10 protein-coding genes are annotated in these 13,557 nt (G+C 72.9%); 6 read left to right on the top strand and 4 right to left on the bottom strand.

Annotation, left to right across the window (positions count from 1 at the left end):
• Positions 1-56 precede the first annotated feature (56 nt).
• Entirely contained in the window at positions 57-3,491 is a 3,435-nt protein-coding gene (locus K415_RS22475; RefSeq protein WP_197024660.1) for an EAL domain-containing protein, read from the bottom strand.
• Positions 3,492-3,784: 293 nt separating this feature from the next.
• Here K415_RS22475 and K415_RS0104260 point away from each other — a divergent pair, with 293 nt between their 5' ends.
• The 6 genes from K415_RS0104260 to K415_RS0104235 all read left to right on the top strand — a co-directional run bounded on the left by K415_RS0104260 (position 3,785) and on the right by K415_RS0104235 (position 9,073).
• Entirely contained in the window at positions 3,785-5,320 is a 1,536-nt protein-coding gene (locus tag K415_RS0104260; RefSeq protein WP_024285863.1) for a DEAD/DEAH box helicase, read from the top strand.
• Positions 5,295-5,978, top strand: coding sequence for a 1-acyl-sn-glycerol-3-phosphate acyltransferase (locus K415_RS0104255; protein ID WP_231494820.1), 684 nt, complete (start codon positions 5,295-5,297; stop codon positions 5,976-5,978). Before K415_RS0104260 ends, K415_RS0104255 begins: the two co-directional genes overlap by 26 nt.
• Before the next feature lie 47 nt (positions 5,979-6,025).
• Positions 6,026-6,436 carry a peptide-methionine (R)-S-oxide reductase MsrB gene (gene msrB, locus K415_RS0104250; RefSeq protein WP_024285861.1) on the top strand — a complete coding sequence of 137 codons (411 nt, stop codon included), beginning with the start codon at positions 6,026-6,028 and terminating at the stop codon, positions 6,434-6,436.
• Positions 6,437-6,449: 13 nt separating this feature from the next.
• The gene (locus K415_RS0104245) at positions 6,450-7,085 is read left to right on the top strand and encodes a hypothetical protein (protein WP_231494819.1); all 636 of its coding nucleotides are present in this window, start codon (positions 6,450-6,452) and stop codon (positions 7,083-7,085) included.
• Positions 7,086-7,451: 366 nt separating this feature from the next.
• A complete protein-coding gene (locus K415_RS0104240; RefSeq protein ID WP_024285859.1) occupies positions 7,452-8,066 on the top strand; it encodes a DUF47 domain-containing protein in 615 nt (204 codons plus the stop codon).
• A gap of 5 nt (positions 8,067-8,071) precedes the next feature.
• A complete protein-coding gene (locus K415_RS0104235) occupies positions 8,072-9,073 on the top strand; it encodes an inorganic phosphate transporter (protein ID WP_024285858.1) in 1,002 nt (333 codons plus the stop codon).
• A 53-nt stretch (positions 9,074-9,126) separates the two neighbouring features.
• Here the strand turns inward: K415_RS0104235 and K415_RS0104230 are convergent, their stop codons facing one another.
• The 3 genes from K415_RS0104230 to mshD all read right to left on the bottom strand — a co-directional run bounded on the left by K415_RS0104230 (position 9,127) and on the right by mshD (position 13,503).
• Positions 9,127-10,113, bottom strand: a complete 987-nt coding sequence (locus K415_RS0104230) for a histidine phosphatase family protein (protein ID WP_024285857.1) — start codon at positions 10,111-10,113, stop codon at positions 9,127-9,129.
• Positions 10,114-10,118: 5 nt separating this feature from the next.
• Complete coding sequence (locus tag K415_RS0104225; protein ID WP_024285856.1) at positions 10,119-12,446, bottom strand: RNA degradosome polyphosphate kinase; 2,328 nt, start codon at positions 12,444-12,446, stop codon at positions 10,119-10,121.
• Between the two features lie 64 nt (positions 12,447-12,510).
• Entirely contained in the window at positions 12,511-13,503 is a 993-nt protein-coding gene (gene mshD / locus K415_RS0104220; RefSeq protein ID WP_034661023.1) for a mycothiol synthase, read from the bottom strand.
• Between the last annotated feature and the right edge of the window lie 54 nt (positions 13,504-13,557).

The following is a 13,557-nucleotide window of genomic DNA, read 5'->3' as shown; positions in this document are numbered from 1 at the left end:
GGATCCTCCGGGGTCGCTGTCGGACGGATACGACCCTCCCTCTGGTCATCGGCCGTTCACCTACGCACTTGAGGGCGCCCGATGCGGGCTGTGGGGTCGAGGGCCGCGGGGTCGAGGGTGGTTCCGAGCAGGGTGCCGGCGTCGTGGCCGGACAGGGCCCGGGCGTAGAGCCAGCCCTGGGCGTCGGTGCAGCCCAGGGCGCTGAGCCGGTCGGCCTGCTCGCGGGTCTCGACGCACTCGGCGATCACCTCGAGGCCGAGGGCCCGTCCCATCGTGAGGATGACCCCGACGAGCTCGGCGGTGCGGTCGATCTCGGTGAGCTCGCGGATGAACGAGCCGTCGATCTTCAGCGCGTCGACCGGCAGGGTGCGCAGGGCGTGCAATGAGGACTGGCCGGTGCCGAAGTCGTCGATGTGCAGGCGGATGCCCAGGTCGTGCAGCGCCGCCATGACGCGGTGGGCGTGGTCGACGTCCGTCATGATCACCGATTCGGTGATCTCCAGGACCAGGCTGTGGGCAGGGACGTGGTGGCGGTCGAGGGCCAGGGTCAGGACGTCGAGCAGGTCGGTGGACCAGAACTCCCGGTGCGAGAGGTTGACCGCGACCGTCACCGGTCCGGGGTAGGTCTCGCGCCAGGTCGCCAGCTGGGCGCAGACCTCGTCGATGACCCAGGTGCCGAGGCTCACGATGGTCGTGTTGTCCTCCATGGCGGGCAGGAACTCCCCGGGCAGCAGGAGGCCCCGGTCGGGGTGCTGCCAGCGCACCAGCGCCTCGAACCGGGCGACGCCCGAGCCGTCGAGGGCGACGATCGGCTGGTAGTGCACGACGAACTGGTGCTCGGCCAGTGCGGTGCGCAGCTCGCCGCGGACCTTGAGCCGGCCGGTGGCCCGGGCGTGCATCGTCGGGTCGAAGACGCTGGCCGTGCCCCGCTCGGTCTCCTTGGAGTGGTACATCGCCAGGTCCGCGTCGCGCAGCACGTCCTCCGCGTCGCCGTAGCCGCTCTCGGAGGTCGTGATGCCGACGCTGGCGGTGACGAACACGTCCTGGCCGTCCAGGCGCACCGGTGCGGCGATCCGCCGCTGGATGCGCTGGGCGATCACGAGCACCTCGTCGGGGATCGGGTCGACCAGCAGGACGGCGAACTCGTCGCCGCCGAACCGCGCGGCGGTGTCCACCGAGCGCAGATCGGCGCTCAGCCGTTCGGCCACGGTGCGCAGCAGCTCGTCACCCATCAGGTGGCCCAGCGAGTCGTTGACCAGCTTGAACCCGTCCAGGTCGAGGAACACCACGGCGAACCGGCTGGTCGGGTGTCGCTCGAGCTGCCTGACGGCCGCCGCCAGCCGGTCGAGGAACAGCCGCCGGTTCGGCAGCCCGGTGACGGAGTCGTACAGCGCCCCGAGCCTTAGCTGCTCCTCGAGCTCCTTGCGCTGGTCGATGTCGGAGAACGAACCCACCAGGCGCTCGACCGGACCGTCGGTCGGCCCGACGCTCAGACCGCGGCACAGCAACCACCGGTACCCGCGCGCCGGGCTGCCGGCCCGGTACTCGATCTCGATCAGCTCGTCGCGGCGCGCCTGCGCGGCAGACAGCGCCGCGCGCACGAGGGCGAGGTCCTCGGGGTGGATCATCGCCTCCCACGCGGCGCGGGCCAGCGCCTCGGACTCGGCGGGCCCGGTCAGGCCGATCAGGTCGCGGCCGCGTTCGGAGACGTAGAACCCGTCGGTCTCGGGGTCGAGCTCCCACAGGCCGTCGTTGGCGGCCCTCGCGGCGAACGCGTACCGCCGCTCGCTCGCCCGGACCGCCGCCTGCAGGGCCCGCTCCTCGAGCGCCGACGCGAGCAGGCCCGCCCAGTAGTGGTAGGTCTCGCGGGCCGACGTCGTCTCGATCTCGGTGACGACGGCGAGCAGTCCCCAGGCGTGCTCCCGGCCGCGGACCGGGACCACGACGCACACCCGCCGCTGCGCGGCGGTCGCGTCGGCGACGAGGGCGGCCGGCGGAAACTGCTCGACATCGATCACCGTGCCGACGAGGTCGCCGAGCAGCCCTCCGGGGTCGTGGACACCGCTGATCCGCAGGGTCCGCGAGGCCGGGTCGTCCTCCTGGCCGCCCTCCCACAGTGCGAGCACGCCGCCGGTGACGTGCGTGCGGCGCAGCCACGCCAGGTCCCGCGGGTCCTTGCCGTCGGGGTCGAGCAGGGCGGAGTCGACCCCGAACTGCTCGTCGAGGGTCAGCTCGAACGCGCCGGCCTGGTCGACGAAGCCCGCGGCCCGCAGGGGCCACAGGCCGGCGGCGAGGGCATCGGCAGCATCCGGTGCGGCCACCGCCCGGACGTAGTCGGTCAGGGTGCCGCCGACGTGGCGCAGCGTCCGCGGACCGTGCGCGAGGCGGCGCACCTGGGACGCGAGGTCCGGGACGGCTGCCCGGGCCGTCGTCGCATCCGTCGCGGCAAGGGCGTCCACCTGGGTCATCAGGTCGTCGATCTGTCGGCGCAGCGGTCCGTCCAGCGCCTCCCGTCCGGTCATCAGCGGGCGCCGGATGTGTGTGACGCACTCGCGGCGCAGCGCAGCGGCATCGGCGGCCGACCGATGCCCCTGCCCGGGGAGCGCCCGCTGCCCGGCCGGCTCGACGCCGGGAGGCGTCAGGTCGCAGCCGCACGAGCCCCGGATGACGACTGTCGCAGGTGACGTGTGCGGGACGGCCGGCACGTCCTCGCCCCGGATCTGCGCGAGGACCAGTCGGGCCGCGAGCGCCCCGACCTCGTCGAACGGCTGGTCGACAGTCGTCAGGGCCGGGGCCGTGTAGGCCGACGCCTCGATGTTGTCGAAGCCGACGACGGCCAGCTCGCCGGGGATGTCGACCCCTGCGGCGATCATGGTCGCCATGAGGCCGATCGCGTTGCGGTCGGTGGCGACCATGAGCGCGCTGGGCCGCGACGCGCAGGCCAGGAGGGCGTTGGCGGCCTCGATGCCCCCGCTCTCGGCGTTGTCGCCCGTGCCGAGCACGTGCGTCGGGTCGATCGGGAGCCCGTGCTCCGCGAGCGTCTGCGCGAACGCCGCGTACCGGTCGATGATGTCCCGCTGGGCGAGGTTCCCGGCGAACCCGATCCGGGTGTGCCCGTGTGCGATCAGGTGCTCGACCGCCGCGACGGTGCCGTGGTGGTTGTCGGGCCGGGCTGTCGGTGCCGTGAGGCCCGCGAGCAGGTTGCTGGCGACGACGACGGGCCGGCCCGCGTCCTGGACGGCCTGCAGGTAGGCGGTCGGTGCCGCGGAGGTGATCGAGACGACACCGTCGACCTCGCCCCAGGCGACCGGGATCGAGAAGTCCGGTGCCTCGCCGATCTCGTCGCTGCGTACCCCGGGCTCGAGGGTCTGGACCAGGATGAGCCGACCGTCGACCGAGGCGACCTCCCGGGCGATCCCGGTCAGGATGGCGCCGAAGTAGTAGCCGCCGGTGCTCGGCGAGAGCACGAGGAGGGTCAGTGGACTGCGCACTGCCACCTCCTTCGCGACGCGGGCCGGCGCGACCGGCGAGCGGGCGCGCGCCGGTGGCACGACCGGGGTCCTGCACACGGTCTATCGGCCGGAACGGCACGACTCTGAACCATCGGGACCGACCATCGCGACGCAGGTCACAGGGCCTGAACTGCCGCTGAGCACGTCGATGGTGCACAATAGGTCCCAGGAGTGCGCATCCTGCGCGTCCTACGTCGTGGAGCACCGGCGGGCGAATGCCCGCATCGCCGCCGCGAGCCCCGACCATCCACCGCCGGAAAGGCGCCCTTCACATGCTCACTTTTGCTTCCCTCGGTGTGCCCGAGATCCTGGTCCGCTCGCTCGCGGAGCGTGGGATCACCGAGCCGTTCCCGATCCAGACGGCGACCCTGGCCGACACCCTCGCCGGGCGGGACGTGCTCGGCCGGGGCCGCACCGGCTCCGGCAAGACGCTCGCCTTCGCCATCCCGATGGTGGTCCGGCTCGCCGGCTCGGGGACCTCGGACCCGGCGCGCCGTCGGGCCCGTCGGCCCCGTGGCCTGGTCCTGGCGCCGACCCGCGAGCTGGCGACCCAGATCGCCGCGACGCTCGAGCCGCTGGCCGAGGCCTTCGGCCTGCGCGTGACCACGATCTTCGGCGGCGTGTCCCAGCACCGTCAGGTGATGGCGCTCGACGCGGGTGTCGACATCGTCGTCGCGTGCCCCGGCCGCCTCGAGGACCTCCTCGGCCAGAAGGTGCTGACCCTCGACGGCATCGAGATCACCGTCCTCGACGAGGCCGACCACATGGCGGACCTCGGCTTCCTGCCCGGCGTCCGGCGCCTGCTCTCCGCGACGCCGGCCCGTGGTCAGCGGCTGCTCTTCTCCGCGACCCTCGACAACGGGGTCGACCAGATCGTGCAGCGGTTCCTCGACCGGCCCACGACGCACTCGGTGGACTCGGCCGAGTCGCCGGTCGCGGCGATGACCCACCACGTCTTCACCGTCGACGGTGTCGAGACCAAGCGCGCCGTCGTGCAGCACCTGGCCTCCGGCGTCGGACGGCGGCTGCTCTTCACCCGCACCAAGCACCAGGCCAAGAAGCTCGCCAAGCAGCTCACCGCTGCGGGCATCCCCGCCGTCGAGCTGCACGGCAACCTGAGCCAGAACGCCCGTGAGCGCAACCTCGAGGCGTTCACCTGCGGCTCGGTCCGGGTGCTCGTCGCGACGGACATCGCGGCGCGCGGCATCCACGTCGACGACATCGAGCTCGTCGTGCACGTCGACCCGCCGGCCGAGCACAAGGCCTACCTGCACCGCTCCGGCCGCACCGCGCGCGCCGGGTCGGGTGGCGACGTGGTCACGGTCGTGCTGCCCGAGGAGACCGGGGACATGCGCACGCTCGCCCGGCTGGCGAAGATCCGCGCGACACCGCAGGCCGTCCGGGTCGGCACGCCCGCCCTCGCCCAGCTGGTCGGCGAGGTCGCAGCCGTCGTGATGCCCACCGCACCGCCGGTCTCGGTCCGGACCGGCCAGGCTCCGTCGGGTGCTGCGCGCTCCGGCTCGGGATCGGGTCGTGGACGCAGCACGGGCCGCGGCGCCGGCCGGACGGACGGCCCGGGCCGTGGCGCCGGCGGTGCGCCGAAGGACGCCGCCCCGACGGCCGGTGGCCGGGGTCGCCGCACCGGTTCGACGACCACCGCCAAGGCCGCACCCGTCGGCCGTGGAGCGGGCTCGCAGGGTCGCAGCGCCAACTCGCAGTTCCCGACCCAGCCCGGCTCCGGCGGCGCCCGCCGTGGCGGCGCCGTGGAGATGTCGGTCGGCGGTGGCGGCCGGCGCCGTGGCCGCTGAGGCCGCGTCGGGCCGGCACCCGATGCCGGTCCGTCGTACCGTCGCCGCTGTCCTGTTCCGGCTGATCGGCTGGCGCAAGGTCGGCACGCTCCCGCGCACCGGCATCTTCATCGGTGCACCGCACACGTCGAACTGGGACTTCGTCCTGACCCTGATGGTGCTGTGGACGGACGGCATCCCGCCCCGGCTGCTGGTCAAGCGCGAGGCCTTCTGGTGGCCGCTCGGCCCGCTCCTGCGTGCCCTCGGGGGGATCCCGACGGACCGCAGCGGGCACCGCGGGCTCGTCGAGCGGCTCGTCGCCGAGGCGCAGGCCGATCGCTCGTTCGCCCTGGTCATCGCGCCCGACGGCACCCGGCACAGGACCGACCACTGGAAGTCGGGCTTCTACCGGCTCGCGCAGGCGACCGGCCTGACTGTCACGCTCGGGTTCCTCGACGGGCCGACCCGGACAGCGGGTGTCGGCCCCACGATCCACGTCACCGGGGACATGCGGGCCGACATGGACCGGATCCGGCCGTTCTACGCCGACAAGCACGGTGTGCGGCCAGGCCGCGGCAGCACGCCCCGCCTGCGCGGCGAGGACGATGCGCAGGGCAGCGGTACGGCCGGGGAAGAGACCCACGCGACCGGGGAAGAGACCGACCCCGGACCGCGTTGACCTGGGCGGGGTCCAGCGAACGGGCGTCGAGCGAACGGAGCAGAGCGATGACGTACGAGGTGACCAAGCCGCAGGAGCAGTGGCGCTCCGAGCTGTCCGAGCAGGAGTACGCGGTCCTGCGCGAGGCCGCGACCGAACGCCCGTGGACCGGTGAGCTCCTCGAGGAGAAGCGCCGGGGCACCTACGGCTGCCGGGCCTGCGGAGCCGTCCTGTTCACCGCCGAGACGAAGTTCGACTCGCACTGCGGCTGGCCGAGCTTCTACGCCCCCACCGCGCAGGACGCGGTCGAGCTCATCGAGGACCGCTCCCTCGGCACGGTCCGCACCGAGGTCCGCTGTGCGCGCTGCGGCTCCCACCTGGGCCACCTGTTCGACGACGCGCCGCAGACCCCGACCGGCGACCGGTTCTGCATGAACTCGGTCTCGCTGACCTTCGACCCGGTCGACGGCCCGGCCTGATGCGGGTCGTCCGATGACCGAGCGGAGCCGACGGCCACGTCGACCGGCGATGCTCGACCCGAAGGCGGCGGACGAGCTGCCGGGCGACATCGATCCCGCGCTGCGTTCCGAGGTCGCGCACACGACGGCGAACGCGATCGTGCACCAGGGCCGGGCCGCCGAGGACCCGGAGGTCGTCGCGCGGCTCGTCGGCCTGGTCGAGGCCGAGGGCCTGGACACCGTTGCGGGCATGTGGGCGGACAGCCCGCCGACGACCCTGCCAGGGGCCTTGTGGCGGCTGTACGTGCTGCGCGAGTGGGTCCGGCGTGACCCGCGCACGATCGCCGAGCGCTACCGGCTGGGCGTCGTCCGCGCCGAGGTGCACGACGCCGTGGCGGGGGTCGCGAGCCCACCGGGCCCCGAGGAGGTCTCCGAGGTGGTCGACGCCGTCCTGTCCGGCGTGTTCGCCGGCGACCTCGCCGTCGCGCTCGAGCGCGGCGCCGCCTTCTGCCGTGTCCTGGCCACCGGCGCGGCCTTCGACGCCGACGCCCTCGAGGACCGCGACGCCGACCTCGCGGGCCGCCTCACCCGTGGCGCCTCGGGGCTCGTCCGCACCGCCGAGGAGCTCGAGGTCGCCGCCGGCCTCTGGCGTGCGAACCGCCTGGACTGACCGGCCTGCGGGGCTGCCCGGCGTCCCGGCCGGAGCTCGTCCGTCGGACGGTTCGTCCCCCGCACCGGCCGCACCCGGCTAAAATGACGCACGACGTCGGGTCGCGGTAGCCCCGGGCTCCACACACAGCCGCTTCGAGCGGCCTCCGCGCCGACAGGCGCTCTGCGGCCCGACGTCGCCACCTCGTCATCACCACCTCGTCATGGCCTCGCCGGCCTGCGCCATCGCCTCGCCGGTCTCCGTGGGCCGCCGTTCACGCGGGCGTCACCGCAGTGTGGCCTGAGCGACACCCGGACAGTTGTGCGTTCACGTCCAGGCTGCCCTAGCCTTTGCAGGACCGCCCCCCTCTCCCTACGGAGATCTGCCGTGCGCCTGACCCCGCGCAACACATCCTTCTTCGACCTGCTCGGAGACTCGGCGCGCCACCTCGTGGTCGGAGCCGACCTGCTCAGCCAGCTGCTCGGCGCCGAGCGCAGGGAGCGGAAGGCCTACGCGGTGCAGCTGCGCGAGGCGGAGCACGCCGCCGACGAGTCCACGCACATGATCATGCGCCGGCTCAACCAGACGTTCGTCACACCGTTCGACCGGCACGACATCTACGGGCTGGCCTCGGGCCTCGACGACTGCATGGACTACATGGAGGAGGCCGGCGACCTCATCGTGCTCTACAAGCTCGACGTCCTGCCGCCCCTGGTCGCCGACCAGGTCGAGGTGCTGCGCCGCTGCGCCGAGCTCACGGCCGACGCGATGCCGCGGCTGCGCTCGATGAAGGACCTCGCCGAGTACTGGGTCGAGATCAACCGGCTCGAGAACCAGGCCGACCGCACGTACCGCAAGCTGCTGGCTGAGATGTTCAACGACGGGACCGACGCCATCGAGCTGATGAAGCTCAAGGAGGTCGTCGACGCGCTCGAGGCCGGTGCCGACGCGTTCGAGAAGGTCGCGAACCTCGTCGAGACCATCGCGCTCAAGGAGTCCTGAGCGCGGTGGAACTTGCGCTCGTCATCGTCGTCGTCGCCTTCTCGCTCGGCTTCGACTACACCAACGGCTTCCACGACGCCGCCAACGCCATCGCGACGTCGGTGTCCACCCGGGCACTGACCCCGCGCGCCGCACTGATCATGGCGGCGGTGTTCAACATGCTCGGTGCGTTCCTCGGGACGGACGTCGCGCACACCATCGGCAGCGGGATCATCCACATCGACGAGAGCTCCGGCCAGCAGGGCATGATCATGGTGCTGTCCGCGGTCATGGGTGCGATCGTGTGGAACCTGGTCACCTGGTGGTTCGGCATGCCGTCGTCGTCGTCGCACGCGCTGATCGGGGCGCTGACGGGGGTCGGCCTCGCCGCCGGGATCACCGTGCACTGGGACGTCATCCTCAGCAAGGTCATCATCCCGATGCTCGTCTCGCCGGTCGTTGGCTTCAGCCTCGCCTTCGTGCTGATGGTCGGGGTCCTGTGGCTCTTCAAGAACGCGAACCCGCACAAGGTGACCCGTCGCTTCCGCATCGCACAGACCGCGTCGGCGGCCGCGATGGCCCTGGGCCACGGTCTGCAGGACGCGCAGAAGACGATGGGCGTGATCGTCCTCGCCCTGGTCGCGGGGGGTTTCCACACCGGCGACGAGATCCCGGTCTGGGTGAAGATCTCCGCGGCGCTGGCGATCTCGCTCGGCACGTACTCGGGTGGCTGGCGCATCATGCGCACCCTCGGCCGCAAGGTCATCGAGCTCGACCCGGCGCGCGGGTTCGTGGCGGAGTCCGTCGCCGCCTCGGTGCTCTACATCACGGCCTTCGTGTTCCAGGCGCCGATCTCGACCACCCAGACGATCACCTCGGCGATCATGGGCGTCGGTGCGACCAAGCGCCTGTCAGCGGTCCGCTGGGGGGTCGCCGGCAACATCGCCATCGCGTGGGTGCTGACCATCCCGGCCGCCGGAGCCGTGGCAGCCGGCGTCTACCTGACCATCACCTACTTCTTCGGCTGAGCCACCGACGTCTTTTGCCTGGCCCGCACGACCGCCCGCGCAGGGGTGGGCCGTCAGACGTGCGGTGGGCGGTGGTGCTCGAGCGCCACGACCCGGGCGGACCTCCCCGCGCCGGCGACATGGGCGACCAGGACCTCACCGGTGCGCAGGTAGGGGTCGGCGGTGGGCAGGACGCCCACGGTCCACCGCCGGGTCGACTCGCCGATCACGTCCAGGACGGTGCCGAGCACCGGCCGGTGGGTCGAGACCAGGACGTCGCGCGCGTGGGCCAGGTGGTCGGTCAGGACGGCGACCACCGTGGCGCGGTCGCTCGCGTGCGCGGACTCGGTCAGCGCCTCGAGGGTGGTGACGGGGAGCCCGGTGGCGCTCGCGTACGGCTCGACGGTCCGCACGCACCGGTCCCAGGGGCTCGTGACGATCTCGCGGACCCCGAAGGCCGCCAGCGCGGGCACCAGCGCCTCGGACTGCGCGCGGCCCAGCGGCGTCAGCGGACGGGAGGCCTCCCCGCCCGACCATCGGGCGCGCGGACGTGCCTGTCCGTGCCGCACGACGGCGAGCACCCGGGTCCGGAGCCGATCGGCCGCCCAGAGGCTCTCCACGACCTTGAGCGGGGCGCGGTCGGTCCGGCGGGTCAGGAGGTCCGCTGCCGTCGAGGTGCTGACCCACACGACGTCGTCGATCTCGGTGAGCTCGGCGGGTCGGACGGTGCCGCGCGCCTCGACCGCCACGGCGTCGCGCTCCTCGGCGATCCGCGCGGACCAGTAGCGCACGGCCTTGCCGCGGCCGTCGGGCGTCCGGTAGCGCAGCCCGGGGAGGGGGACGCCGAGCACGACCGGGACGCCGATCTCCTCGGCGACCTCGCGCACGGCGGCGGCGGCCACCCCCTCGCCGGGGTCCAGCTTGCCCTTCGGCCAGGACCAGTCCTGGTAGCGGGGGCGGTGCACCAGCGCCACCTCGAGGCGGCCGGACTGTTCGCGCCACACGACCGCGCCGGCCGCGTGCACGACGCCGAGGGACGTGCCCTCGTGCGTGGCGAGCACCTGGCTCAACGGTCGCGCGCGGGACGACGCCGCTGCCGGGCGATGAGCAGCTCCTGCAGGTCGCGGAGGTGCTCGCCGTCCGGGCCGACGTGGTGGCGTGTCCAGTCGCCGTCGGGACCGAGGTGCCAGGACGACGTGCGGTCGTCCATCGACATCGTGATGAGCTCGATGAGCTCGGCGACGTGATCCGGGTCGCCGATCCGCACGAGCGTCTCCATCCGGCGGTCGAGGTTGCGGTGCATCAGGTCGGCCGACCCGATGAAGACCTCCGGCTCGCCGTCGTTCGCGAACGCGAAGATCCGCGCGTGCTCGAGGAAGCGACCGAGGATCGAGCGCACCCGGATCGTCTCGCTCAGCCCCGGGACGCCCGCCCGCACGGCGCAGATGCCGCGGACGAGCAGGTCGATCGGTACGCCCGCCTGCGAGGCGCGGTACAGGGCGTCGATGGTCGTCTCGTCGACCACCGAGTTGACCTTGATCCGGATCCAGGCCGGTCGTCCGGCGCGGTGTGCGGCGGTCTCCCGCTCGATCCGCTCGAGCAGGCCCGAGCGCAGTGAGCGCGGCGCGACCAGGAGCCGCTGGAACCGGGCCTTGGGCGCGTAGCCGGAGAGCTGGTTGAACAGCCGGGTCAGGTCCTGGCCGACCTCGGGGTCGGCCGTGAGCAGGCCGTAGTCCTCGTACAGCCGGGCGGTCTTGGGGTTGTAGTTGCCGGTCCCGACGTGGCAGTAGCGGCGCAGCCCGTCCATCTCCTGGCGCACGACGAGCGAGAGCTTGCAGTGCGTCTTGAGGCCGACGATGCCGTACACGACGTGCACGCCCGACTGCTCGAGCTTGCGCGCCCACGAGATGTTGGCCTGCTCGTCGAACCGGGCCTTGATCTCGACCAGCGCCAGCACCTGCTTGCCGGCCTCGGCCGCGTCGATCAGGGCGTCGACGATCGGCGAGTCGCCGGAGGTCCGGTAGAGCGTCTGCTTGATCGCGAGCACCTTGGGGTCGGCGGCGGCCTGCGCGAGGAAGGCCTGCACCGACGTCGCGAACGAGTCGTACGGGTGGTGCAGCAGGATGTCGCGCGCCCGGATGGCAGCGAAGATGTCGGTGGGCGACGCACTCTCCACCTCGGCGAGGTGCCGGTGGGTGCCGCCGATGAACCGCGGGTAGTGCAGGTCGGCCCGGTCGAGGTCGGCGATCAGGTTCAGACCGGTCAGGTCGAGCGGCGCCGGCAGCTCGTAGACCTCGGACTCGGTGACGCCGAGCTCGCGGATCAGGAGCTGGCGCACGCGCGGGGCGGTGTTCTCCGCGAGCTCGAGGCGCACCGGCGGGCCGAAGCGGCGGCGCAGCAGCTCCTTCTCCATCGCCTGGAGGATGTTCTCGGCGTCGTCCTCCTCGACCTCGACGTCCTCGTTGCGGGTGACCCGGAAGGTGTGGTGCTCGCGCACCTCCATGCCGGGGAACAACGAGTCGAGGTGCACCGCGATGACGTCCTCGAGCGGGACGAACGACGTCGGGCCGCGCTCCAGGTCGGCGGTCTGGGTGCCCGGCGCGCTCGGCCGGCCACGTGCGTCGACCGCGATGAACCGAGGCAGCAGCGGGGGGACCTTGACCCGCGCGAAGTGCTCCTTGCCCGTCGTCGGGTTGACCACCACGACGGCGAGGTTCAGGGACAGCCCGGAGATGTACGGGAACGGGTGTGCCGGGTCGACGGCCAGCGGCGTCAGGACCGGGAAGATCTGCTTGCGGTAGAACTTGTGCAGCCGCTCCTGCTCGTCGGCGCCCAGGTCGTCCCAGTGCACCAGGGTGATGCCCTCGGCGACGAGAGCCGGCTGAACGGACCCCGTGAACACCTCGGAGTGCGCGTCCATCAGCTCCTGCGCGCGGCTGTCGATGGCCTCGAGGACCTGACGCGGGCTCAGGCCCGAGGCGGCGGTGACGGCCATCCCGGTCGCGATCCGTCGCTTGAGGCCGGCCACCCGGACCATGAAGAACTCGTCGAGGTTCGAGGCGAAGATCGCCAGGAACCGCACGCGCTCCAGCAGGGGCAGCGACTCGTCCTGCGCGAGCGCCAGCACGCGCTCGTTGAAGGCGAGCCACGAGAGCTCGCGGTCGCTGAAGCGGTCCTCGGGCAACGGCTCGACGGGCTCGCCCGGCGCTGCCTCGCCGTCGCTCGGCGCGCTGTCAGGCACGTCCGCCCGCTCGTCCCGCAGTGCGTCCAGGGGCTCGACGTCGCCGTCCAGCACCGCCGTCGAGGGGTCCACGGCGGCCACGTCGTCCGGCACCGTCGGCTCCTGGTCGGGGGGCGCGGTCGTGGCGGCGCTCGTTCGGGCGTCGGTGGTCATGGGAAGCATCGTTGCACCAGAAGGCGAACACCGGGAGTCGGGCGGGCTCGACCGGTGGGGTGGGTCACCGGTACTGGACGTCGACCCGGGAGGTCTCGAAGCCAGCCGCGAGGTAGGTCCGGACGGCGCCGGCGTTCTGCGGCGACGTGTACAGCACCACGCGCCGCAGCCCTCTGGCGGCGAGATGGTCGACCGTCGCAGCGGTCAGCAGCCGCCCGAGCCCGCGGCCCTGGGCGTCGGGATCGACGCCGAGAACGTAGAGCTCGCCGGTGTCGCTGCCCGGCTCGACCTTCATCCACACCGACGCCACCAGCCGCCCGGCGCGCTCGGCGAGGAGCAGGTCGTCGGCGGAGAACCACGGTTCGCGCTCGCGGGCCGCCAGGTCGTCGCGGGTCAGCCGGCCCTGCTCGGGGTGGTCGGCGAAGGCCCGCGCGTTGACCGTCAGCCAGGCCGCCTCGTCCTGGCCCACGACGAACGGGCGCAGCACGATGTCGTCCGGCACCGGCACCGGTGCGGGGCTCGGCACGGGACGATCGCCGGTGGGGTCGTCGCCCGTGGGGCTGCCCGGCAGGTCGAGGGACATCTGCCACAGCTCGCGCGTCACCGCCAGGCCGGCCCTGGTCGCCAGCGCCGTCGCGCCGGGGAGGTGGCCGTGCGCCCAGATCGCCGGTCGCTCGACGCCGTTCGCCCGGGCGGCGTCGAGCACGGCGGTGAGCAGCGCAGCGCCGAGACCGCGGCCCCGGGCACGCGGCGCGACGGCCAGCTCGGCTGTGCACGTCCCGGTCACCGACAGGTCCACCTGGGCGTAGCCGACCAGCTCGGCCGGCTGGGCGCCCGGTTCGAGACCCGGTTCCGCGCCCGCGTCGGTGACCAGCACGTGCACGACCGTGACCTGCGGGTCGAGCAGGTTGAGCAGGGTCTGCTCGCCGAAGGCCTCGACGCCGTCGGCGCGTGCGACCTCGACGGCCAGCGCGCGCACGGCGTCCGCCGTCACGGCGGGAAGCAGGCCGCGACGGGTGATCTGACGGGTCCCCGGTGCGGCGTCCGACTCGGCCATGGGCCCATCCCATCACGACGTGTCCGCGCGCGGGTCACCCGATCGCCGCCTTGA

Origin of the sequence: Cellulomonas sp. KRMCY2 (genome assembly GCF_000526515.1) — a bacterium.
In the GTDB taxonomy this organism is placed as follows: Bacteria; Actinomycetota; Actinomycetes; order Actinomycetales; family Cellulomonadaceae; genus Actinotalea.
Note: the sequence above shows the minus strand (reverse complement) of the source record. Positions and strands in the feature narration are given on the sequence as shown.